The organism is Tepiditoga spiralis (assembly GCF_014701195.1).
In the GTDB taxonomy this organism is placed as follows: domain Bacteria; phylum Thermotogota; class Thermotogae; order Petrotogales; family Petrotogaceae; genus Tepiditoga; species Tepiditoga spiralis.
The window spans coordinates 789,400-814,663 of record NZ_AP018712.1 but is presented as its reverse complement, the minus strand read 5'-3'; the positions used below and the strand labels follow the sequence as shown (position 1 = coordinate 814,663).

At 24.7% G+C, this 25,264-nt stretch carries 21 protein-coding genes, 1 tRNA gene and 1 CRISPR repeat array; of the genes, 19 read left to right on the top strand and 3 right to left on the bottom strand.

What is annotated here, in order from left to right; all coding sequences use genetic code 11:
• The 3 genes from IGS63_RS03710 to IGS63_RS03700 all read right to left on the bottom strand — a co-directional run bounded on the left by IGS63_RS03710 (nt 1) and on the right by IGS63_RS03700 (nt 1,745).
• Complete coding sequence (locus IGS63_RS03710) at nt 1–1,278, bottom strand: S41 family peptidase (RefSeq protein WP_190615667.1); 1,278 nt, start codon at nt 1,276–1,278, stop codon at nt 1–3.
• 21 nt (nt 1,279–1,299) lie between these two features.
• On the bottom strand, nt 1,300–1,557 hold the full coding sequence (locus IGS63_RS03705) for a metal-sensitive transcriptional regulator (RefSeq protein WP_232521295.1): 258 nt from the start codon (nt 1,555–1,557) through the stop codon (nt 1,300–1,302).
• A 112-nt stretch (nt 1,558–1,669) separates the two neighbouring features.
• Nucleotides 1,670–1,745, bottom strand: a tRNA-Ala gene (locus IGS63_RS03700).
• 187 nt (nt 1,746–1,932) lie between these two features.
• Here IGS63_RS03700 and IGS63_RS03695 point away from each other — a divergent pair.
• The 19 genes from IGS63_RS03695 to IGS63_RS03605 all read left to right on the top strand — a co-directional run bounded on the left by IGS63_RS03695 (nt 1,933) and on the right by IGS63_RS03605 (nt 25,224).
• Nucleotides 1,933–2,295 carry a hypothetical protein gene (locus IGS63_RS03695; protein WP_190615665.1) on the top strand — a complete coding sequence of 121 codons (363 nt, stop codon included), beginning with the start codon at nt 1,933–1,935 and terminating at the stop codon, nt 2,293–2,295.
• 339 nt (nt 2,296–2,634) lie between these two features.
• Nucleotides 2,635–4,431, top strand: a complete 1,797-nt coding sequence (locus IGS63_RS03690) for an AAA family ATPase (RefSeq protein WP_232521292.1) — start codon at nt 2,635–2,637, stop codon at nt 4,429–4,431.
• 338 nt (nt 4,432–4,769) lie between these two features.
• Entirely contained in the window at nt 4,770–5,189 is a 420-nt protein-coding gene (locus tag IGS63_RS03685; RefSeq protein ID WP_190615664.1) for a DUF5780 domain-containing protein, read from the top strand.
• A gap of 54 nt (nt 5,190–5,243) precedes the next feature.
• Entirely contained in the window at nt 5,244–6,119 is an 876-nt protein-coding gene (locus IGS63_RS03680; RefSeq protein WP_190615663.1) for a hypothetical protein, read from the top strand.
• A gap of 100 nt (nt 6,120–6,219) precedes the next feature.
• Nucleotides 6,220–7,194 carry a type I-B CRISPR-associated endonuclease Cas1b gene (cas1b, locus tag IGS63_RS03675; RefSeq protein WP_190615662.1) on the top strand — a complete coding sequence of 325 codons (975 nt, stop codon included), beginning with the start codon at nt 6,220–6,222 and terminating at the stop codon, nt 7,192–7,194.
• A 4-nt stretch (nt 7,195–7,198) separates the two neighbouring features.
• Nucleotides 7,199–7,462, top strand: a complete 264-nt coding sequence (gene cas2, locus IGS63_RS03670) for a CRISPR-associated endonuclease Cas2 (RefSeq protein ID WP_190615661.1) — start codon at nt 7,199–7,201, stop codon at nt 7,460–7,462.
• Between the two features lie 46 nt (nt 7,463–7,508).
• Nucleotides 7,509–7,772, top strand: a complete 264-nt coding sequence (gene cas2, locus IGS63_RS03665; protein WP_190615660.1) for a CRISPR-associated endonuclease Cas2 — start codon at nt 7,509–7,511, stop codon at nt 7,770–7,772.
• Between the two features lie 91 nt (nt 7,773–7,863).
• On the top strand, nt 7,864–8,574 hold the full coding sequence (gene cas6 / locus IGS63_RS03660) for a CRISPR-associated endoribonuclease Cas6 (protein WP_232521350.1): 711 nt from the start codon (nt 7,864–7,866) through the stop codon (nt 8,572–8,574).
• A 20-nt stretch (nt 8,575–8,594) separates the two neighbouring features.
• Entirely contained in the window at nt 8,595–9,932 is a 1,338-nt protein-coding gene (gene cmr1 / locus IGS63_RS03655; protein WP_190615658.1) for a type III-B CRISPR module RAMP protein Cmr1, read from the top strand.
• 11 nt (nt 9,933–9,943) lie between these two features.
• Entirely contained in the window at nt 9,944–12,400 is a 2,457-nt protein-coding gene (gene cas10, locus IGS63_RS03650) for a type III-B CRISPR-associated protein Cas10/Cmr2 (protein WP_190615657.1), read from the top strand.
• Nucleotides 12,400–13,401 carry a type III-B CRISPR module-associated Cmr3 family protein gene (locus tag IGS63_RS03645; RefSeq protein WP_232521291.1) on the top strand — a complete coding sequence of 334 codons (1,002 nt, stop codon included), beginning with the start codon at nt 12,400–12,402 and terminating at the stop codon, nt 13,399–13,401. The genes cas10 and IGS63_RS03645 overlap by 1 nt, the downstream gene beginning before the upstream one ends.
• 23 nt (nt 13,402–13,424) lie before the next feature.
• Entirely contained in the window at nt 13,425–14,273 is an 849-nt protein-coding gene (gene cmr4 / locus IGS63_RS03640; protein ID WP_190615655.1) for a type III-B CRISPR module RAMP protein Cmr4, read from the top strand.
• Nucleotides 14,274–14,286: 13 nt separating this feature from the next.
• Nucleotides 14,287–14,733, top strand: coding sequence for a type III-B CRISPR module-associated protein Cmr5 (gene cmr5, locus IGS63_RS03635; RefSeq protein WP_190615654.1), 447 nt, complete (start codon nt 14,287–14,289; stop codon nt 14,731–14,733).
• Nucleotides 14,734–14,749: 16 nt separating this feature from the next.
• Nucleotides 14,750–15,748 (top strand): type III-B CRISPR module RAMP protein Cmr6, encoded by a 999-nt coding sequence (cmr6, locus tag IGS63_RS03630; RefSeq protein ID WP_190615653.1) that lies wholly within the window; start codon nt 14,750–14,752, stop codon nt 15,746–15,748.
• A gap of 503 nt (nt 15,749–16,251) precedes the next feature.
• A CRISPR array of direct repeats spans nt 16,252–19,345; the repeat unit is 30 nt; unit sequence GTCCTTATCTATCCTTAGAGGGTTAAAAAC.
• A gap of 341 nt (nt 19,346–19,686) precedes the next feature.
• Nucleotides 19,687–21,213 carry an ATP-binding protein gene (locus tag IGS63_RS03625; protein WP_190615652.1) on the top strand — a complete coding sequence of 509 codons (1,527 nt, stop codon included), beginning with the start codon at nt 19,687–19,689 and terminating at the stop codon, nt 21,211–21,213.
• Nucleotides 21,214–21,379: 166 nt separating this feature from the next.
• Nucleotides 21,380–22,225 carry a 50S ribosomal protein L11 methyltransferase gene (locus tag IGS63_RS03620; RefSeq protein WP_190615651.1) on the top strand — a complete coding sequence of 282 codons (846 nt, stop codon included), beginning with the start codon at nt 21,380–21,382 and terminating at the stop codon, nt 22,223–22,225.
• Entirely contained in the window at nt 22,192–22,719 is a 528-nt protein-coding gene (locus tag IGS63_RS03615; protein WP_190615650.1) for a DUF501 domain-containing protein, read from the top strand. The genes IGS63_RS03620 and IGS63_RS03615 overlap by 34 nt, the downstream gene beginning before the upstream one ends.
• A gap of 1 nt (nt 22,720) precedes the next feature.
• Entirely contained in the window at nt 22,721–24,442 is a 1,722-nt protein-coding gene (uvrC, locus tag IGS63_RS03610; RefSeq protein ID WP_190615649.1) for an excinuclease ABC subunit UvrC, read from the top strand.
• Between the two features lie 2 nt (nt 24,443–24,444).
• Complete coding sequence (locus IGS63_RS03605; RefSeq protein WP_190615648.1) at nt 24,445–25,224, top strand: DUF4895 domain-containing protein; 780 nt, start codon at nt 24,445–24,447, stop codon at nt 25,222–25,224.
• Nucleotides 25,225–25,264: the final 40 nt, after the last annotated feature.

Genomic DNA, 25,264 nt, shown 5'->3' with positions numbered 1-25,264 from the left:
TCAATTTACTTTTTCACCTAATTTTTCTAAAATAACTTCTATTGCTTTATTTAATTGTAAATCATTTTTAAAGTTTAAATAAACTTTATTTGTTGTTTGATTTAAAGCTTCATTTTTTTCTTTTTCTATATCAATAGATGATTTTACTTCTTTAACAGGATTATCTATTTTAATGTTAGGTTCAATTCCTTTTAAGTGAATATCTATTTTATTTGGTGTAAAATAATGACCTATTGGTATCCAAGCTTCACCACCATTTGGAAATGTAAATGGTCTTTGTACAGCTGCTTTACCATAAGTTGTTCCACCAATTATTGTTGCTATTTTATTATCTTTTAAAGCTCCCGTTAAAATTTCAGAAGCTGATGCAGAACCTTTATTTACTAAAACTGTAATAGGTAATCCATTTAAAAAGTCAAAATATTTTCCTGGTATAGGTGTTGTTGTTTCTTCTGAGCCGTCACTATACTTTAAATAAACAATTACATCATTTTTAATGTACATTGAAGCTATATTTATGGCTATGTGTAAAAGTCCTCCAGGATTATTTCTTAAATCTAATATTAATCCATTTATATTTTTAGTTGATAAATCTTTTAGAGCATTATTCATTTCAACATCGCTTTTATCTCCAAAATTTGTTAATCTTATATAACCAATTTTTTCAGAATCTTTTTCAAAGGTTGTATATTTTACGGTCTTTGTTTCTATTAAAGCTCTAACTATTTCAATTTCTTTTGCTTTTTTCCACCCTTCTCTAATAACCTTAATCTTTACAGGAGTTCCAGGCTTACCTCTCATTCTATCTATTGCTTTCATATACCCAGTTTCTGATACAGGAGAACCGTCAACTGATATTATATAATCATTAGCCATTAATCCAGCTTTTTCTGCAGGAGTACCATACATAGGACTAACTATAACAATGGATTTTGTAGGAGAATCATATCTTACTGTAATACCTAATCCACCATATTTACCAGTTTCATCTATATGGTTTTCTGTTGTTTGTCTTGCATCAAAATACCATGCAAAAGGATCACCGATACCATCAACCATACCTTTTAAAAGAGAATCTAAAATTTTTGAATAATCAACATCATCTTTACCATAATAATATTGATTTATATAAGCAAGCATTCTTACAATAGGTTCTCTATATTGATTATAATATATATCTTCTATAGAGCGCTTATCAGAATTACCAAAAACCCAGCTGGTTGCAGCTACGCCAACTATTAAAAAAACAGATATAATTTTTTTAACTTTTCTACTCACAAAAATCATACTCCTTTATAATTATATTTTTTTAAACTTTGAAATCGTTTCAATTAAATCATTTAAAAGATCTTCATTGTGATTTTGTTCGTATTCCATAATGCAACCCTTTGTATACTCTTTCATAGTTAATTCTCCAATTTTTTGAAGAGCTCCACTAACTGCTGAAAGTTGAGTTAATATATCAGAACACGTTCTTTCCTCTTCTATCATCTTTTGAAGACCTCTCACTTGACCTTCAACTCTTCTTAATCTGTTTATAATATCCTTCTTTGACAACTTCAATCACTCCAATACAATTTTTCTAAGTAAATTATACCTTATTAAGCTTAAAATTCAAAGTAAAAAAAGTTGTTAATGATAAAAAAAGAGGGATAAATCCCTCTTTTTTTGGTGGAGTCGATGGGACTCGAACCCACGGCCTCTACCGTGCCACGGTAGCGCTCTCCCAATTGAGCTACGACCCCTTTTATAAGTTAATTATATATCACATCTTTTTTTTTGTCAAGAATTTTATTTTTTATAATAGATAAAACTATTGACAAAATAAAAAATAAATGATATAATGACTATGTTATTATGTCATTGTGCAAAAATAATATATCATGTAACCTAAAAGAAATTTAATTAGTGACTAATTGTAGATGTGTTTTTATGAAAAAAGTAGTATTAATAGTATTATTAAGTATGTTTTCTTTTTCAAATGCAATAAGTTTAGCAAAAAACATGGAAACAAAAATAGGAACTGGATTACCAACATTAGGGTGGGCAACACATAATTCAGAAGGAAATATTATAGGATATTCTGGTTTTAATATATTATTAGGTTATTCTTCGGTAAATTATTTTGATGAATTAAAAATTAATGCATGGAATCCTTATTGGCAATGGGGAACAGTTATGTTATTATTTCCTTATGTAGGAATAGGAACTGAATATGTAGCAGATAATGGTTTTTTCTTTGATATAGGAACTTTTTATTTTGCTCCATACGTAGCTTTGGGTGTAAACTTTTAATAGTATTTAAACAAAATATAGCAGGCAGAAATGCCTGCTTTTTTATTTTTTCTAGTAAAAGTCAAAACCAAAATTATTATGACTAAATTATGTATAGGTATTATGCAAATAAAGATTTTCAAGAAAAATATAGTATTATCCATTACAAAATTTTTGATTAAGTATAATTTTAAAGCTTATTATAAAAGAAATATAATTATGGTTCTTGATTCTTCTTAGATTATTTCTTTCAAAGATTTTAACTATAAAAAAATGCTGAAAACATTATAATTTAAAATTATTAAATTCTTTTTTATTGAAGACTATGATATAATAAAACGAGAAAACGAGGTGATAAAAATGAAAAAAAGACTTCCAATAGGAAGAAGTGATTTTAAATCATTAATAGAAGACAATATGTATTTTGTAGATAAAAGTTTGTTAATCAAAGAAGTTATTGAAAGTGGAGATGTTTTATTAATAACAAGACCAAGAAGGTTTGGTAAAACTCTCAGTCAATCTATGATGAAGTACTTTTTTGATATTACTCAAAACAACGAACACCTCTTTAAAGATTTAAAGATATATAAAGAAAAAAATATAATAGAAAAACATTTAAATAAATATCCAGTTATATACATCACCTTTAAAGATTTAAAGTCTAATAACTTAAAAAAGATGCATGACTTATTAGCCATGGAACTTTCATCTTTATACATTGATCATAAGTATGTTTTAGATGTATTGGATGAAAAGGAAAAATCAGTATATAAATCAATAATTTCAGAAACAGCAGATGATGCAAAGTATGAAAACTCTATAAGAAACTTATCAAAGTATATGGAAAGATACTATGGTAAAAAGGTAATAATATTAATAGATGAATATGATACTCCCATTCAACAAGCTTACTTACATGGTTACTATGATGAAATAATATCTTTAATTGGTAACTTATTTGGCATGGCATTAAAAGACAATGTATATCTTGAAAAAGCAGTTCTTACTGGTATAACAAGAGTATCTAAAGAAAGTATCTTTACTGGTGTGAATAACTTAAAGGTTTCTACTGTATTGAATGAACTATTCAATGATAAGTATGGTTTAACTAAAGAAGAAGTAGAAGAAACATTAAAGTATTATGAACTTGAATATGAAGAAAATGAAGTTATAGATTGGTACAATGGTTATAACTTTGGTGGAGTAGAGATATACAATCCTTTTTCTATAATAAACTTAGTAGACGAAAAAAAGATAAGACCATATTGGATGAATACGAGTGGAAATTACTTAATAAGAAAGTTAATAAAAGAAGGAACTGTTAATATAAAAGATAGTGTAGAAAAATTAATAAATGGAGAAGAAGTAGAGTGCGAAATAATAGAAACAATGGTTTATGGTGATTTAAACTTAAATAGTGAAAGCGCAATTTGGACATTATTTTTATTTAGTGGTTACTTAAAGTGGACGAGTAAAAAAAGAAAAAATAATATAACAATGTATAAAGTAAAGATACCAAATGAAGAAGTAAAAGATTTTTTTGTACAAACAGTTAGAAATATGTTGAGAGAATCAAATATAAGTATTGAAAATATGCTTTTGAATTTAAAAGTAGGAAGAATAAAGACCTTTACAGACCAATTTAAAGATTTAACGATGAATACATTGAGTTACTTTGATGTTAGTGGAAAAGAACCGGAAAGGTTTTATCATGGATTAATACTTGGAATGAGTGTTGGATTAAAAGAAGAGTACATAATAAAGAGTAATAGAGAAACAGGACTTGGAAGAGCTGATGTTATATTAATTCCAAAAGATAAAACAGATAAAGGAATAATAATAGAGTTTAAAAAGTACAATAGAGATGAAGATAAAAGTTTAAAAGACAGTGCACAAAATGGACTAAAACAAATAAATGAAAAGAAGTATGAAGAAGAAATAAAAAGTTATGGAATAAACGATATAATAAAAGTAGCAATATCCTTTGATAAAAAAGAAATTGAAATTGTTAGTAATTTGGATAAAGATGTTGAATTAACAGAGATAGAAAAAATAGCTTTAAATCTTTTAAAAAATGGCGCTGATATTAACTTAGTATCAAAATCAACTGGAATATCATTAGTTACATTAAAAAAAATAAGAAAAAGAAATTTATAATAAATTAAAAAGCATATTTTTTATTTTTGTCTACTAATAATTAGAAAAAATTATTTAGAATTAAAAGATAGAATATATCTAAAAAATAATTAAATGGAAAAGTATATACTAATTAAACATAAATAATAATTATTTAAAAAAAGTGTGTAAGTGTGAAATATTCTCAGAATAAAGAAAAGTTTAAAATGAGAATAAAATAAAAATTTAAGAATGCAAAAGATGATTTCTGTATGAACAGAAGTCATCTTTTTTTATGATTTAATAAACAAAAATACTTAATATTTTTTATTTTGTCGAATAATAATTTGAAACATCAAAAAAATTTAGGAGGTTAAAGTATGAAGAAAGCAGTATTAGTAGTTTTATTATTATCATCTTTTTTATTAGTTAGCTGTACAAAACCTTTGGATAAAACTCTTAGTAATCCATCACCATTAAAAATTATTGGTACAAAGGTATCCAGTGAAACAATATATGGAATTACTCAAAAAAAATTTCAAGTATTTGTAGAAAATATTTCAAGTAAAACAATTATAGCCTATAAAGTTGATATCAAAGGTTATAATTCTTTTGATGAACAAGTAACAATTGATTTTGTAGATACATTAAAAGGCATTGTACAAAATATAAATATTAAACCAAGTGAAACTTATGGATATAAAACTTATTGGTCTAGTGTTTATGCTGGAACAGTTAAATATATTAAAACTGAAATTGTTGAAGTAAAATTTGATGATGGAACTACTTGGATAAAATAATTAAAAATGTCGAATAATAATTTGAAACATCAAAAAAATTTAGGAGGTTAGAGTATGAAGAAAGTAGTATTAATATTATTTTTATTAACAACTTTACTATTTTTTGGTGAAAAAACAACTAATAATTCTACATCAATTAATTATCCTTATTTATTAAAAACTTTTGAAAACAATGATATAAAATTAAAAATATACATTGATAATGTAAAAAATGGAATTTTTAATCAAACTGTTTTACGTTTAAAAATTTTAAATTTAACAAATTCTGTTTTAAAAATAGTATGGGATGAATGTACATTTACTGATAACTATAATAATAACGTTGTATTAATTCATGAAAATCAAAAATATATTAGTTCAGATTTACATCAAATTCCATCTGTAATATTGCCTAATGATACATTTAATGAAATAGCAGTTCCTAAATCTCATATTTATTATTATACAAATCTTTCTACAAATAAATATAATAATTTATTTGGCTTAGGTAGTGGATGGAAGATAAAATCTATAAATAGTAATATAAAAAATAGAAAATTACTTTTTACTTATATGATTAATGATATAAAAAAGAACATTATTATAAAAACAACTATTCCTAATACTTCTGATTATTTAAATTATTCTGATACTAAAATTGAAAAGATTGATATAGCAACTTTGAGTTTTTTTACAAATAAAAAATTAAATAAAGATGGAAAAATTATAGGATACAGTGGATATAATTTAGGCATTGGATATAGTGAAAGAAATTATTTTGAACCTTTAAAATATGATGCTTGGAACTCTTATTGGTATTGGGGTACTTTAGGATTAATAGTTCCTTATGGTGGTGTTGGTATAGAATATATAAATAAAGATAATTCTTTTTCAATTGGATTATTTACTATTTATGTTGTTCCTTGGTTTACAATGGGTTTTTCATTTTAAAATGTAATTTTTGAAGAAATCTTGGTTAACAAGATTTCTTCTTATTTTTAATATTTAAAAATAATTTTATAAAAGAATATATTGTATTAGGAGGTGAAACATGGATAATATTTATATATTTTCAAATGGTGAATTAAAAAGAAAAAATAATACAATAGAATTTATTACAAAAGAACGTAAAAAAATACTACCAATAAACAATATTCAAGATATAAAAGTGTTTTCAAATGTTAAGTTTAATGATAGCTTTTTACACCTTTTATCAAAATATAAAATTGTAATGCATATGTTTTCTTATTATAAAAACTATTTAGGAAGCTATATACCAGATAATCTAAATTATGAAGGGAAAACTTTAATTAATCAAGTTAACAGTTATCAAATATACGAAGAAAGAATAAATTTAGTAAAAATGATTTTATTTGCAGCAATGAATAATATGAGGTCAAATTTTAAGTTGTATAAAATGAAATATGATGAAGAAAAAATTAAAAATATGATTTTAAAATTAAACGAAATAGAATCAGTAGACATATTAATGATAATAGAAGCAGAATTTAGAAGATATTATTATTCATTTTTTGATAAAATAATAAATAATGATAATTTTAAATTTGAAAAAAGACTTAAAAGACCACCAGAAAATGAAATAAATTCTGTTATAAGTTTTGGAAATAGTGTTTTTTATTCAGAATGTGTAAGAACGATAAATAATGTTGGCTTATTTAATTCAATAGGTTATTTACATTCAAATGATAGAAAAAATGCATTAAGCTTAGATATATCAGAAATTTTTAAGCCACTCATTGTTGATAGAATAGTTTTTGATATGTTTAAAGAAAATGAATTTAAAAAATCAGATTTTGAAAATAAAAAACATGGAATCTATTTAAATAAAAGTGGAAAACAAAAATTTATTAAATCATATGATGAAAAATTATCTCAAACAATCTATTTAAAAAACTTAAAAAAATATGTATCATATAAGGAATTAATTGGAATTGATTTATACAGATTAAAAAAATATATTAATAAAAAAAGTACTAACTATATTCCGTATATGGAAGAAGTTTGATAATATGTATGTAATCTTAGTATATGATATAAATGAAAAAAGAGTAGGTAAAGTTTATAAAGTTATAAAACAATATCTTAATTGGATACAAAATTCAGTTTTTGAAGGATCCATTACTGAAAAAAAATTAAATGAATTAAAAGATAGAATAAATTCCATGACAAAAGCAAATGAAGATAGTGTTGTATATATAAAGACTACAAGAAAACAAGATATATTTTATAATGTAATTGGTTTAGAAAAAAATAAATATGAAAAAATTTTGTAGAAGCAGGATAACTCCTGCTTTTATTTTAATTAAAGGAGCGATAAAAATGTATATTGTATTAATGTATGACATAAATACAAAAAGAGTAGGAAAGGTTCATAAAATTATAAAACAATATCTTAATTGGATACAAAATTCAGTTTTTGAAGGGTCTATTACTGAAAAGAAGTTTAATGAATTAAAAAGAAAACTAAAAATTATAATTAAAGAAAATGAAGATAGCATAATATACTTTGAAACTTTAACAAAGAAAAATTTAACCTTTGATATTACTGGTATTGAGAAAAATAAATATGAAAAATTTTTATAATAAAAACAATTATTGATAAATTAAAATTTAAATGATATAATAATAAGTGAGTTATTAAAAAAAATTAATATATCAGGTGATTAAATTGAGAGTGAAAATTAACTTATCAGGTAAAAATATTGTATTACCAATTTCTTATCAGTATTATTTACAAGGATTATTTTATAACTTGGTAACTAAAAAATTTGATTACTTACATGATGAAGGTATAATAGTTGATTCTAAGACTATGAAGCCTTTCTCTTATTCTAAAATATTTTGCAAAAGATATGAAGTTAAAGATAATAGTATTTATTTTGGAGATGAAATATGGATATATTTTTCTTCACCCTTTGAAATTTTATTGGAAGAATTTTTAGAAAAATTAACAGAATTAAACAATATAAGAATAGGAAATAACTTTTTGAACATTAGTAGTATAAGAAGATTAAGATACACTTTTGATAATTATGCACTAGTTAAAACATTATCTCCAATATTAGTATATGAAAAGGTATTAAGAGTAAATGGAGAAAGAAAGTTACTGAGATACAATCCAAAAGATCCAGAGTTTTGTGAAATTATTAAATATAATATGTCTACAAAAGGAAAGGCATTGGGAATTAATACAGAAACCTTTAATATTATTCCACAAAGAATTAACCCAACTAATAAAAGAGTATTAAAATACAAAACAACAACCTTTGAAGCTTGGGAAGGAACATACAAAATATATGGTAATAACGAAGTATTAAAATTAGCTTTTGATTGGGGATTAGGATTAAGAAATTCACAAGGATTTGGAATGATTGAAACAATATAAATTATGGAGGTGTGATTAAATTGAAAAAATTGGATATAGAAATAAAAACTATATCTCCTATGTTTTCTGGAAGAGGGGATAAAAAATTTGCATTAACTCCACAAAGTGTTAGAGGTGTACTTAGATTTTGGTTTAGAGCAATACTACCAAGAGTTGTAAATATTGTAGATAATAATGGAAATTCAAAATTAAAAGGTGAAGAATGTTTTTGGAATTATAAATTATTAAAAGATATAGAAAGTTATATATTTGGATCAACAGAAATAAAATCACCATTTGATGTACTTGTGAAATATGATAAAAAAGATATTTCAGATAAACAAGGAAAGTCTTTAACAAATGATAAATATAATAAATATGCTTTATATGGACAAGAAGATAGATATTATTTAAAAGAAAATTCAAAAATAAATATAAAGTTTATTATTAAAAAAAATATAAGTGGATTAGATAAGCTTTTATTTTATCTATTGAATCTTACCTCTTATTTAGGAGGATTTGGAGCTAAATCAAGAAAAGGATTTGGAAGTTTTGAAATTATAAAATCTAATGAATATAAAATAATTAATACAAAAAGTAACTTAATAAAAAATTTAGAAGAAGTTTTAAAAGAAATAATAGAAAATATGAAAAAAAATTATAATAATGAAAAGTATATCTTTGAAGATAAAACTTTAAAAAAGAATTTTTATGATTTAAACAATATTGATTATGATATACAAAATTTTACATCTAGCCCTACATATCCAACATTACTTTCTAAAAAATATGTAATATTAGAATCAAAAAATAAATTTGATACTTTTCTTGAATTATATGATTATTTATACAAACCAGATCCAAAAACAAGATATTTAAATAAAGATAATTCGTTAAAATTAAATGTAGGAATGTATATAAAATTAAAAAAAGTGCTTAGAGGAAAATATGTTATAAAAGAAGGAAAAATAAAATCAAATGAAAAATTAGATGAAGATTCGTTTAGAAAAGGTATATACTCAATAAAAAATCATGAAAATCAATCTATTCAATTTGTACAATCTTTTTTAGGATTACCTATTAATTATAAAATTGGAGATAGACAATTTAAAGGTATAAATAGTGGAAATTATACTCTATCTAATAGTGAAGGAAGAAAAGCTTCTCAAATGTTTATAAAAATATATAAAGAAAATGGAAAATACAGGTATAGAATTAGCTTAATAAGAAGTAAAATTACAAATAAAAATAGCTTTGTAAATGGGAAAAAAATAGAAGATATTAAATTTAATAAAGGAAAAAATGAATTTAAAGTTAAAGGAAACGAAAATCTAAAAATGGTATTTGATACTTTAAAAAATTTAAAAATAGTAGATTAAGGAGGGAAATAATGGCTATTAAATTTTGGCATAGAAAAATAAATGCTTTATTACACGATCCAGTGGAAAAGGTATATACAATAAAAACTCATGAAGCATTACAAAATAAAAGAATAAGTGAATTAAATATAACTCCAAATAAACCAAAAGCAGATGTAATTGCCAGTTCTATTGAAAGAATACCACTTCCAAATGAACAAACAAATTCAGATAAACAAAGAGTTTATGTTAATAGTAATGAATTTTATATAATTCATCCTTTAACTGGTGAAAAAGTAAGTAAAGACATATTAGATAAACAATTAAATAAAAAAGATATATTATCTCAATCAAATAAATTTTATGAAGATATAAAAAAATATATAGAAAAAGAAAAACTTGATGTTAATGATGTAAAAAGTGCAAAAAAATTATACAATTACATTTGGTGGTATCTACCAAAATCAGTAGAACAATCATATTTATTACCAGCAGACACAAGAGTACCAGATGTATCAATAATAGATCATTTAGATACAACTGCAGCATTTTCAAGTGTAACAACAGAAAATTATTCAATAGTAATGATTTCAATTGGCCCAGTACAAGACTTTATAGCAGCAGGAAGAAAAATATCAGATCTTAGAAATGGAAGTTATTTACTTTCATACTTAACTTATCAAGGAATTAAATATGTTGGACAAAATTATGGATATGATTGTATTATATTTCCTTCAATGAGGGACAATTACTTTGTTGCAAAAGATTTGGGATTTTATACAAAAGAGTTAGAAATAGACCCTGCAGTAGCATCTCTTCCAAATGTATTTTCTTTTATAATTCCAAAAAGTGATGTTGAATTAGTAATAAATAAGATTAAAGAATGGATATTACTTGAAAGAGATAATATTATAAATTTCTTTTTAGAAAAAATTAATAATAATACATTGAATGAATTAAAAAGTAATGTTAGCTTTGAATTAATTACAGAACATGGACTAAGTAAAGAACAAATAACAAAAGAATTTAAAAAGCAAGTAAAACAATTTCCAACTATAGTAGCAACAGTTCAAAATTTAGAAAATTTTAATTCTTTAAATATGCAATATAAAGATTATACAGGAATAGATCTTACTCCTTTAAAAGAAAGCTTTGAAAAATTAGAAAACACATATACTGTTAAAGATTATCAATATTATTCATATAACTCAGAATTATTAGGGATAAAATCAGGAATTAGAAAAACAACAAGAGATTTTATTGGCTATATAGAACAAAATTCAAACCCTGGCGATGAAATATCTGGAAATGAAAAAGCTTTGATAAAAGAAATTACAATATACGATGACGAAGAAAAAACTGAAAATATATCTGCAATTACTTTAATAAAAAGATACTTACCAAATTATCTTGAAAAAGAAACATTGTATGAAGAAGCAAGTAAAAGTTTAAAAAATACTAAAAAAAATACTAAAGATGATATAACAGAAATTTCAAAAGATTATAATGCATCAATATTAATGATGGATGGAGATAAAATGGGAGAATGGATTTCAGGTAAAAAAGCTCCTGTTCTTTATCAACGATTACATAAAAATGCTATAAGTCGTCTTGAAAGAATAGATAAAAAATACTTAGAAAAATTGGAAGAACTTCAATTTATAACACCTTCTTATCAAAGAACAATATCAAGAACATTGAATGAATTTTCAAAATTAGTTCCAAAAATAATAAACAATTATAAAGGAACATTAATATATGCAGGTGGTGATGATGTTCTTGCCATCTTACCTTCTAATAAGTTAGCTCAAGCAGCAAACGATATAAGAAAAGCATATTCTGGTGTAGATAATTTAGAATTAGAAAACTTAAAATTCAATAAAGGATATATGTACAAAGATGGAAAAATGATTTCAAATATGATGGGACATAGAGCAACTATGAGTGCAGGATTATTGACATTTAATCCATCATACAATTTAAAATTAGCATTAAACAAAGCAAGAGAACTTGAAAAAATAGCTAAAAGTAATTATGAAGTTGAAATGGATAAAGATAACAAACAAAAAAAAGTAGACAGAGATTCATTTGCAATATCTTCAATAAGGGGATCTGGAAAAATAAAAATAGCTAAATCAAAATGGGATATTAATATAGTTCCAAAAAAAGACATAATAGAAACTGCTAATAGTCTAATAAGTAAATTAGAAGAAAATAAAAAATCTGAACAAGCATTTATAAGTAAATTAAAATATGAATATGAAAGTTTGTGTTTTTCAAATAATAAAAGAATTTTAAAAGATGAAGAATTTATTAAAAAAGTTGTTCCATTTATAATAAAAGAAAGAATGAATTTAGGAAACTTAATTGAACCAACTAAAAAAATATTAAACTTATGTAAAAATAAAAATTTAGAATTAAAAGATATATTAGATATATTAGAAGAATTAGAATATTCAGCTAAAAAACCAAAAAGAGGTGGTGAATGATGAAAAAAAAATTATTATTAATAAAACCACTTGATTGGGTTGCATTTAGAGCAGCTAAATCGTTTTCAACAAGTGAAGATACACATTTTCCTAATTTAAAAACATTTTTAGGTGCAATATATGGGAATTTATATAACTTTGAAGAAAAATCAGCAAAAGAAATATCAACATTAATGAAAGAAAGAAAATTAGATATAACAGGACCATTTGTATTTAAACAAAATAACGGTGAAACAGAAATATTTTTTAAAAAACCAGCAATATTAAAAAAAGAAAAAGAATCAAATGAAACACATTCAAAAAAAATATATAAAGCATATATAGATGAAAATATAAAATTCAAAATAGGTACAAAAGAATTAAACGGATTAAGATATGAAAAAATGAATAATTTAGATGATTTAAACAAAAACTATATAACCTTAAAAGAATTAGAAGAATTAAAAAAAGGATATGTAAATATAATAGACACAGAAAAAAATACACCATCAAATATACCATATAAAATAGAAAGAAAAATAGGAATAGAAATTGAAAAAGGTAAAAGATACACAAAAAAAGGCGGCCTTTATTCATTAAACTACTTTAGATTTGAAGAAAATTCTGGTTTTTGTTTCTTTGTAGAAAAAGATGAATTAAAATTATTAGAAAAGTATAACACAATAAAATTAGGAACAAAAGGAAAATTAGCAAGACTTGAAATAATAGAAATAGAAACTAATATCTTTGATAAAGTTAATGATGAAGAAAAAATATTATATACATTAACTCCAAGTTTTATTGAAAGTGGAATCTTACCTAAAAATAATGAAAATATAATTGCAATAGCAAATTACAAACCAGAAACAATAGGTTTTTGGAATGGCGTCGAAAATAAACCTGGTGAATTAATGAAAGTAGTACCAGTTGGATCATGTTATTATACAAAAGGTGAAATTAATACATTAACAGACAAATATGATTATTATGGTTTTGGAAAATACATAGAATTAAAAAAATAATAACACGCGAAGGAGGACTATATATGAGTAAAAATGGTAAAATAGGATTTTTATATGCAGTTTCTCAATTACATGCAGGAAAAGGATTTGATTCGGGAGTAGTAGATTTACCAATACAAAGAGAAGTACATACAGACTTCCCTATAATATCTGGAATAAAAGGTGCATTTAGAAATGAATTTGAAGAAGTATTTAAAGGAGATAAAGATATAAAAATCTTTGGAAGTCCAAAAGAAAAAGAAAAAGGAACAGAAGATCAATCAGGAAGCGTATCTTTTTCAGAAGCTAAAATATTTTTATTTCCAGTAAGAAGTATTACAGAAGGATTTGTATGGATTACGTGTCCTATGATATTAAGCAGAGTAAATATACTTTTTAAAATGTTTGGAAACAAAGATTTAGAAACAAAAGTTAGTAATTTATTAAAAACTATAAAATCAGACAAAGAATATTATTCAACAAATAAAACTGAAATAAATTTAGAAGAATATAAAGTAACTCCAGAATATTCAAAAGAATTAGTAGACTTTTTAAATTCAATAAAAAAAATATTACCAGATGAAACATTACAAAATAAATTAAAAGAAAGAGTATTAATAATATCAGATGAAGATTTTAGATTTTTTGTAAAAGGATCTACAGAAATTATGGCAAGAATAAAAATAGATGAAACAGGAACTGTTGATAAAAAAACAGGAGGTCTTTGGTATGAAGAATACTTACCACAAGATACAATAATGTACTTTATAGTAAAAACATTATTAAAAGATCATGGACTTGATATACTAACAAAAGAAACAGATAAACAATTTGTAAATATAGGAGGTAAATCAACTATAGGAAAAGGATTTACTTATATAAAATATTTATAGGAGATGATATTTTATGCTAAAAATAGATAAAAGTGTACAAGAATTGGCAAAAGACTGTATTTTAAATACATTAGAAAACTGTGAAAATTTTGAAAATAAAGATAAATTATTAAAAGCTTATAAATCAACAATAAAAGGTTTGGGTTCTATGATTATTCAAAATGGTTTGTATGGAACAGTTATTTTTTATCGTTCTAAGATGAATCCGAAATCAGAAAAAAAAGACAAAGAAAAAAATAAAAAAGCTGATGAAAAAAAATATATTGAATATATTTTAGATGATTTATGTGCATTTTTTGAAGAATTTTATGATTTTGAAAATATTGAAAAAGATAATTATAATAATTTTTTAGAATTTTTAGAAAAAGGAAATTTAAAAGAATTTCAAGATAGAATATTGAGCTTTGTTGGTTGGTATAGAAGATATGCAGATATATTTATAGAAAAAGATAAAGATTAATAGGAGGTGAAAAAATTTGGAATTTTATAATGATACAATCAAAGACATAAAAAATGCCTCTTTATACTATGATAAACTCTCTTTTAGAATACAAAAAAATTTAAAAAAAGATTTTGAAATAATAAAAGAAGAATTAGGTATAAAAAAGAATTTTGACGAAAAAAAAAGACAAGAAGTTAGCAAAGAAATAGCCGATAAAGTAAATCCAAAACTAAAAGAAATACAAATAACAAAAATTCGTTCAGACGTAGTTAGTAATCAAAAAAATTCAAAGTTACAAATAAAAAAAGAAGAAAGATTTACATTAAATATATTAAAAAGTGTAAACGAATCGAGAATTTTAGATGAAAAAAAATTCAGTAAAATAATATACAAAGAAAATATAAAAGCAATAGAATTTGATGGATTATTTAAAAAATTAAAATCAATAAGAATAAAAATGCTTAGATCATTATTGAATATTCAAAAAAAAGAATCAATCACAATAATAGCAAAAAACACAACACCATTTTTAATAGGAGCAGGAATACCTTCAATGGACGAAATAGGATTTTACTGGAATAGAAATTATGGAATTCCAACAATACCAGGAAGTGCAATAAAAGGTGCATTTAGACATTACTTAGAAACAAAAAATGAATTTGAAGAAAAACAAGAACTAAAAGATTTGATAAAAATTATATTTGGAACTCAAGAAGAAAGTGGAAAGATAGAATTTTTAGAAGCAATCCCATTAAATAATCCGAAAATATTTGAAGAATATCAAACACCACACTTTGGAGAATATTATTCAGGTAAAAAACCTCCAAATGATGTATATAATCCAAATCCATTGTCTTATTTAAGTGTTGGAGAAGATAGTGAGTTTAGATTTGATTTAATAATAAATGGAAAAAAATTTGATGAACAAAAAATAGAAAAAACTAGAGAACTATTTTTAGAATTTTTAGAAATATATGGATTGGGTGCAAAAACATCAAATGGATATGGAAGATTTGAAGAAATAAAAAATTAAATAATTTATTTATATCCTTCCAAAACTTTTGGAAGGATATTTATTATAAAAAGTATGATATAATTGTTATGAATATGTATAAAATATTCAAGGGGTATATACTCATAAAATTACAAATTTATTAAGTAACAAAAAAATAGAATTTTTATTCTATTGTTGATTTTTATATTTTATTATAAATAAATTTTAAAATAAAGATAACTTAAAATCTTAAAACCTGATTTTTACTGTTTTTTTGAATTTTAAATAAGTTCTAAAAAAAGAACAAATTTATGTAAACTTTTTATTTTTCCAAAAACAAATATTACAATTGTAAAAAATATTACATTTTAGTAAAACCATGTAATACCTAAAAACACTGTGTTATAGAAGTAAAAAAAAGCAAAAAGATTTTTTTGTAATATTAAGTTTCTTTTTTGTAATAAAAAAATGTAGTATTATTTGACACCAAAAATTTGGTGTGTTATAATTTTAATGCATATTTTAAAAGAAATATAGTTACTGTCCTTATCTATCCTTAGAGGGTTAAAAACTCGAATACTAAATAATAAATAGCATTATTATCTTTTTGTCCTTATCTATCCTTAGAGGGTTAAAAACGTTATTAGCAGAACTAAACTGCTTATCATCCATACTAGTCCTTATCTATCCTTAGAGGGTTAAAAACTCTTTTCGTAACTATTCATTTCAAGCATGTTCTATAAATAGTCCTTATCTATCCTTAGAGGGTTAAAAACCATTTCACTTTTATTAAGTATTTGTTACTGGTTATTGTCCTTATCTATCCTTAGAGGGTTAAAAACTTCGAAAATCTTTTTTTTATTTTCTTCTTTTGAAATAATTGTCCTTATCTATCCTTAGAGGGTTAAAAACTAAAATCGCTGTATGAGGCTATAAAGGGCTTAGAATTGTCCTTATCTATCCTTAGAGGGTTAAAAACAGGAACTGCACCTCTTGGAGCAATTCTTGGTGGAACAAGTCCTTATCTATCCTTAGAGGGTTAAAAACTTAAAATTTTCAAAATTTATATATGAAAATTCTACATCGTCCTTATCTATCCTTAGAGGGTTAAAAACAAAAACTTTTAAAGGTGGATGATTTAAATGTATAAAGGTCCTTATCTATCCTTAGAGGGTTAAAAACTTTTCTCCTCTATATTTTTAATTATAACATGTTTTGGTCCTTATCTATCCTTAGAGGGTTAAAAACATGCGGTACTATCTTTCATTTCAATTGCTTTTAAATTCGTCCTTATCTATCCTTAGAGGGTTAAAAACTGATTACTTAGTGAATTAACTTTGTTGTTAAATACTTGTCCTTATCTATCCTTAGAGGGTTAAAAACCATTGGATTGTAAAATAAATCTTCTGCTACATGTTCTAATGTCCTTATCTATCCTTAGAGGGTTAAAAACCATTTTGATGACTGAAGAAACATCCCAATTTCCGATTGGGTCCTTATCTATCCTTAGAGGGTTAAAAACTCCTTTATGAATATTTATCATTAATGTATCCATTTTTGTCCTTATCTATCCTTAGAGGGTTAAAAACTAACTATTTTGGAGATTAGCAACTATCTTATTAGCAATAGTCCTTATCTATCCTTAGAGGGTTAAAAACTGGGAAGTATTTAATAGATGCAGTTGAAATCTTCCCATGTCCTTATCTATCCTTAGAGGGTTAAAAACCAAAATTTGATGTACCAATACAAATTAATTTTGAATGGGTCCTTATCTATCCTTAGAGGGTTAAAAACTCTCTTTTTTGTAATTGTTCTTCTAAGTGTACTTTTGGTCCTTATCTATCCTTAGAGGGTTAAAAACTATACCAATAAGAGAATCATCAACTTTAAACATTTTTTGTCCTTATCTATCCTTAGAGGGTTAAAAACTAAAATGAATTTTGTTGTCATGCATTCCATTTCTTTGGTCCTTATCTATCCTTAGAGGGTTAAAAACTTTTTAAATTTTTTTATAGTGCTTGTCAAAATGTATGCACGTCCTTATCTATCCTTAGAGGGTTAAAAACTTAATAAATAACGGTATAATAAAAACAAGGTTGGAAATTGTCCTTATCTATCCTTAGAGGGTTAAAAACTTCTCTATTTTAAAAGTAACTATCGTATAACTTTTTTTTGTCCTTATCTATCCTTAGAGGGTTAAAAACTTATAAACCCTTTGCATTCGTGTAAATGTGTTTCTGTGTCCTTATCTATCCTTAGAGGGTTAAAAACTTTGCTTTGGCAAGAGCGTATGTTCCTAGGAACACAAGTCCTTATCTATCCTTAGAGGGTTAAAAACTCAATATCAAAGTAAGTTTGAGCACTATTTATAATTTGTCCTTATCTATCCTTAGAGGGTTAAAAACAAACTTCTTCTGGAATTTGTTGATGAGACCAGAAAATATCGTCCTTATCTATCCTTAGAGGGTTAAAAACAATATATGTATTGGAAAAGTACTATAAATTTAAATTTGTCCTTATCTATCCTTAGAGGGTTAAAAACTTTTAATAAAGCTACCATATCAAGTATTTCCTTTTTGTCCTTATCTATCCTTAGAGGGTTAAAAACTTTGCAAACATAAAACTCATATATTCAACTTTACTAACATGTCCTTATCTATCCTTAGAGGGTTAAAAACTTTGCCCAAGCTTGGGCATAACGGCTATTGCCGTTATACGTCCTTATCTATCCTTAGAGGGTTAAAAACTTTTTAAAATTTTTTATAACTGCAGAGGATATTATTGTCCTTATCTATCCTTAGAGGGTTAAAAACTTTTTTAGCCTCCTTTTTTTTATCTTCCTCATCTAAGAGAGTCCTTATCTATCCTTAGAGGGTTAAAAACACTCTTCCATGGTTTCAGCATTTGCCGTATATTCGCTACGTCCTTATCTATCCTTAGAGGGTTAAAAACTAATAATCTCCGGCTCCAAAATAATTTCCGTTGCAGTAAGTCCTTATCTATCCTTAGAGGGTTAAAAACATTATTTAACATGTTGTAAGGTAACTTTTTCAATGTTTCGTCCTTATCTATCCTTAGAGGGTTAAAAACAAAATATTTTGTTGTTTGTTTATTTAGAGTAAAATTTTGTCCTTATCTATCCTTAGAGGGTTAAAAACTTGGGGAAATATTCCCCCGTTTCCAAACGTAGTACTCAAGTCCTTATCTATCCTTAGAGGGTTAAAAACTAAGGTGTAATTGCCTTACCTCTTAATGTAGATACAGTCCTTATCTATCCTTAGAGGGTTAAAAACTTGTGCGTTTTGCATAATTTGTTGTTTTTCAACTTCGTCCTTATCTATCCTTAGAGGGTTAAAAACTTCAGTAACCCCTAATTGGTTTGCTGACACGTTTATATTAGTCCTTATCTATCCTTAGAGGGTTAAAAACTCATATTTACTACTACGTTTTAATAAAGCTACCATATCAGTCCTTATCTATCCTTAGAGGGTTAAAAACCTCCTGTTGTCATTTTAAACTCTGCGTCTTTTGTTAGATTGTCCTTATCTATCCTTAGAGGGTTAAAAACAAAATATTTTGTTGTTTGTTTATTTAGAGTAAAATTTTGTCCTTATCTATCCTTAGAGGGTTAAAAATTCATTTTTTATTTTTGGTAAAATTTCTTCTCTAAAAAAACTTTCTTAAAATAAAAAAAGGGAATGATAACTTATGAATTTAAAAGATGTTGTTATAGTTTTAGAATTGTTATTTGCTGTGTGGTTAACAATTCATTTTAACTTAAATATTTTTACGTTTATTTTTTTATTGTGTTTTTTATATTACTTCACTTTACCTGTTTTATTTATTTTTTTAGTTTTGTTTTTTGCAATATTTTTTTAAAATGGTTAACACTTTTTTTGTGAAAAAAATATATATAGAATATTCTTTTATTAGAGATTATGATATAATAAAATGAATAAAGATTAGAGGTGATAAAGATGAAAAAACTACCAATAGGAGTACAAGACTTTAAAGAATTAATAACAGATTATATATACATAGATAAAACAAAATATTTATATGAATTAATAACAAGTGGAAAATTTTATTTTTTATCTCGACCAAGAAGATTTGGAAAGAGTTTAACGATATCAACACTGTACTATCTATTTAAAGGAGAAAAAGACTTATTTAAAGGAACATACATATACGACAAATGGGAGTTCAAAGAGTATCCAGTAATAAGGATAAACCTTTTAGATGTAGCAACAGATAATGTGGAAAGAATGAAAGAAAGTCTAACAAAGATAATAAAATTAGAAGGAAAGCGAAATGGAATAGAAATAACAGAAACAGACTATAAGTTTGCATTCAATGAACTAATAATAAAACTATCCCAAAAAGAAAGAGTAGTAATATTAGTAGATGAATATGAAAAACCAATATTAGACAATATAAACAACAAAGAAAAAGCAGAAAAGTATAGAGAAATATTGAGAGACTTTTATGTGAGCATAAAATCAAAAGATGAATACATAAAGTTTGTATTCATGACAGGAATAACAAAGTTCACAAAAACAGGAGTATTTTCTGCATTGAACAACTTAAATGATATATCGTTGAATAAAAAATACGCACAGATGTTGGGGTATACACAAGAAGAGTTAGAAAGTAACTTTAAAGAGCACATAAAAGAAACAGCAATTGAAATGAAGATGGAAGAAAAAGAGTTATTAAAAAACTTAAAGATGTACTACAATGGATTTTCATTTGATGGAGAAGATAGTGTATACAATCCATTTTCAATATTAAGATTTTTTAATGAAAGAAAGTTTCAAAACTATTGGTTTGAAAGTGGATCACCATCATTCTTGTACGAATACATAAAAGGGAAGAAGATAAGATATGAAGACTTAGTGAAGTATCCAGTGAGCGAACTCGATTTTTCAACACGAGAAATAGAAGAAGCAAATGCAAGTATATTCTTTACACAAGCAGGATACTTGACCTTTAAAGGAATAAAAAGATTAGGATTGAGGGAAAAGTACATATTAGACTATCCAAATATAGAAGTAAAGAACAGCTTTTCAAAGATAATATTAGAAGCAAACTATGGAATAAGAGAAATAGAACAAATAGAAACCACAATATATGAAAGAATATATGAAAAAGACATAGAAGGAATAATAAAAGAAATAAAAAGAATAATAAGTGCAATACCATACAACTTGCATAAAAAAGAAGAAAGCTACTATCACTCATTGATATACACAATACTTGCATCAGCGGGACTGAACGTAACAGCAGAAGAATTAACGAACTTAGGAAGAAGCGATATAGTAATAGAGGAAGACACTATATACATAATGGAAATAAAGATAGACAAAAGTGCAGAAAAGGCTTTGAATCAAATAAAAGAAATGAAGTACTATGAAAAGTACAAAGGGAAAGAAATTTACATAATAGGAATAAACATAAACTCAGAAAAGAGAAATATAAACGAATACAAAATAGAAAAAATATAATCCCTGTAGCTTTGGGATTATATCTTTTTATAAATAAATTTTTGCTTAAAAATGCTAATATTAATATTAATATTAATAATAAAAAATTAGAAATAAAGTTTGATTAATAGCAAATTTTTCTGTATAATTCTTTTATACATAACTATAATGTGCATGGAGGGAAAAAATGAAAATGAAATTTCATGAGTACATATTTTTGTTAAATAAAGAAATGGAAGATAGCATAATAGATGAATTTTTAACAAGAAACTTTGATGAATATTTTATAGATTATCAAGTTGATGAAAAGTTAATAACACTCAAATTTTATATGTCTTATGATAATCCAGATGAAGAGTTATTAAAAATAATAATAGAAAAATTTAATCTTGAGATACTCAGCCATAAGATAGTAGAAGAAAAAAATTGGTTAAAGGTTTGGTTAGATACTTTGAGCCCATTTGAATTTGTTGAAGGTGTTTGGGTAAATCCATTTCCAGAAAAAAAATTAAAAAAAGATATTGTAATAAATATAATTCCCGGAACAGCATTTGGAACGGGGCTTCATAATACAACAAAGCTTGCTGGTAGAATGTTACAAAAAACTGATTGTTTCCAAAAAGATATTCTTGATGTTGGTTGTGGAACTGGAATTTTATCAATTTTATCTAAAAAACTTGGAGCGAATAAAGTTGTTGGCGTTGATTATGATCCTTTAGCTGTTGAAAAAGCCCATGAAACTTTAGAAATAAATGATGTTAATGTGGAAATAAAACAATCTGATTATTTGTCTAATGTAGATGGAAAATTTGATATATTAGTTTCAAATATGGTGGCAGAAATATTGATGGGATTGTTAAAAGATAATAAATTTGATGATGTGTTAAAAGATAATTCTTTTGTAATTTTAACTGGAATAATGAATGAAAAAGAACAAATGGTAAAGGATGAAGCAAAAAAACACAATCTTTATCCTGTTGAACGAATGGAGGAAGATATATGGGTAGGTTTGAAATTTCAGAAAAAGATTTGAGTGTAATAGAAAAACAATTAAATAGAAAAATAATAAATGATATAAAGGTTGTAAAAAGATGTTCATATGGATATCCACAGGTAATAAAAAATTATCCATTAAAAGATAAAAAACCATTTCCAACATTGCATTGGTTAAGTTGTCCATTTTTAATAGAACAAGTATCTAAAATAGAAGAAGTTCATTCAATAAAGTTATTTGAAAAAGAGTTGATGGAAGATAAAACCCTTCAAGAAAAAATGGATAAAGCACATAATCAAGAAATAAAAGAAAGATTAGAAATATTAGAAAATGAAATAACAAGTTTACCAGAAAATATGCAGAAAAAATTAAAAACAGTTGGAATAGGTGGAATACAAAATTTTAAAACTATCAAATGCTTGCACTTACATTTAGCTTCATATCTTGGTGGAATAGATAATCCAATTGGAAAAAAAGTTTGGGATAGCTTAAATGAAAAGGAGTGTAGTAACTGCATTTGTGGGAGAGAGTAGTATGCTTGAAAGAGAAGTTTTAAAAGATGTGCCAAATAAACCTGGTGTGTATATATATAAAAATAAAAAAGAAAAAATTATTTATGTTGGAAAGGCTAAAAACTTAAAAAAAAGAGTGAGTTCATACTTTAATAAATCCAATCAATTAAAATCAGAAAAAGTTTTTAATATAATGAAATATGCTGAAACAATAGATTATATAGTAACAACGAGTGAAGAAGAAGCATTAATTCTTGAAGGGAATTTAATATTTGAATACAAACCAAAGTACAATGTTTTATTAAAGGATACTAAGGTTTATCCATACATATTAGTTACAAATGAAAAGTATCCAACTTTAAAATATGTAAGAAATAAGAGTGAAAGAGGAAAGTATTTTGGGCCGTACTCAAACGTATATTTTGTAAAATCAGTAATAGAAGTATTGCAAAGAGTTTATGGTATAAGAAATTGTGAAAGAAATGTTGAAAAAAAGAGTAAACCATGTTTTTTATATCATTTGGGAATGTGTTATGGTCCATGTTATAAGGAAGTAGATTTTCAAGAGTATCAAAAAAGTGTTGGAAAAGTAATAAAATTTTTAAATGGAGATGTTGAATCAGTAAAAAAATATCTTGAAGAAGCAATGAAAAAATATGCTAAAGTACTTAATTTTGAAAGAGCTGCTCAAATGAGGGATACATTATTTAAATTAGATAAATTATTTATACCTCTTGGAGTTGAATTTAAAACAAGTAAAAATGTTGATATAATAATGTATGAAGACCCTATATATGTATTGTTGAGAGTAAGAAGAGGGTATTTGATATCAAAGTTAACCTTTACGTTGAGCGATGAAATTAATGAGTTTTTAAAACAGTTTTATATAGTTAGAAAAAATCAATTGCCAATAGAAATAATGACTATGTACGATGAAAGTATAAATGAAAGTGTATTAGATCTTTTGAAAAAACATGGTTTAAAAAGAATTACAACAATAAATAAAAATAATAATATATTTAAGATAGCATTTAAAAATTTAGAAGAAGAAATAAAGAGATATACAAATCTTGGAAATATTTTAAAGCAAGCAAAAGAAATATTATCATTGAAAAAAATACCACAAAAAATAGAAGGAATAGATATTTCGCATCTTCAAGGAATGTATACAGTGGCTTCTTTAATAAGTTTTGAAGATGGAAAACCAAATAAAAATAATTATAGAAGATATAGACTTGATGAATTTAAAGAACCAAATGACTTTGAAAGTATAAGAACTGTAATAAAACGAAGATATTCAAAGCATGAACTTCCTGATTTGTTATTTATAGATGGAGGAAAGGGGCAAGTAAACTCTGCAGTTGAAGCATTAAATGAAATTGGTTTTACTTTAAATGATGTTGATGTTGTTGGAATAGCAAAAGAAGATGAAAGAATAGTATTTCCAGGGGATTTTAATGACTTACACTTACCACTTGATCACCCTGTTTTAAGACTTTTAATATATATGAGAGATGAAACTCATAGGTTTGCAATAGGATTTAATAGAAAGCTTAGAAGTAAAAGGTTTGAAAAAACAAAATTAGATGAAATAGAAGGTATAGGCCCAAAGAGAAAAAAACTTTTAATTCAAGAGTTTGGAGGATTAACTGGCATAAAAAATGCAACAGTAGAAGAAATAGATAAAATAATAAAAAATAAAAAGCTTTCAATGAGAATAAAAGAAAGTTTTGGAGGAAAGTAAAAATGGATGAGTTAATAAAAGAGTGTGTCAGTCATTTAAAAAATAATAAAGGAAAATTAGCAGATGAGTTTCAACACCTTGTTTATATAACAGTTCATGATAAAGATGATAAGTTTCCGTATATTACTTATTATATTGATGAAGAAGGGCGTTATTTAAAGGTTTTTGGTCCAGATTCTCCTAAATCTGTAATGAGTACTATGTTTAATATTGTTTCTAAAAATACAGAAAAAATAGAAAAAGATTATGTGAATATAGCTGAAAATTATGGTATAAGTGTAAAAACTGAAATTATAGGTGGAATATGTCAATCACCTTTTAAAGTATATGCTTATAAACTAGAGGGTAACGAAACTTTAATAAAAAAACTTACTTTTTCTGAAAAAATACGTGGTGAAAGGTACTTTTCACTGTATAAGTATATGACTGAAGAAAAGGTTAACTTTATAGTAAAAAATTATAAAAAGTGGAATTCTAATGTGTTTTTTTATCCATTTAATGGAGAAGTAAATATAGTATTTTTAATGCCTAAAAAATATAGTTTTTCTCAAAAAGCTTTGGCAACAGAGATTGGATCAATATTCAAAGATAAAATTATTTTAAAGTATGAAAATATACAAAAAACATACAAAGATCCAGCAATGAAGATAAATCAAAGAATACTATCGATTTTTAAAGTAAAAGTAGAAGATATTTTAAAGTATAATTTTTTGGAGTTATATGTGGATTTTATTAAAAAAATAGATAAAATAATTGAGGATATTGAAAATATTAATTTTTAATAAAAAAACCGGTTGTTTATACAACCGGTTTTTTGTTCTT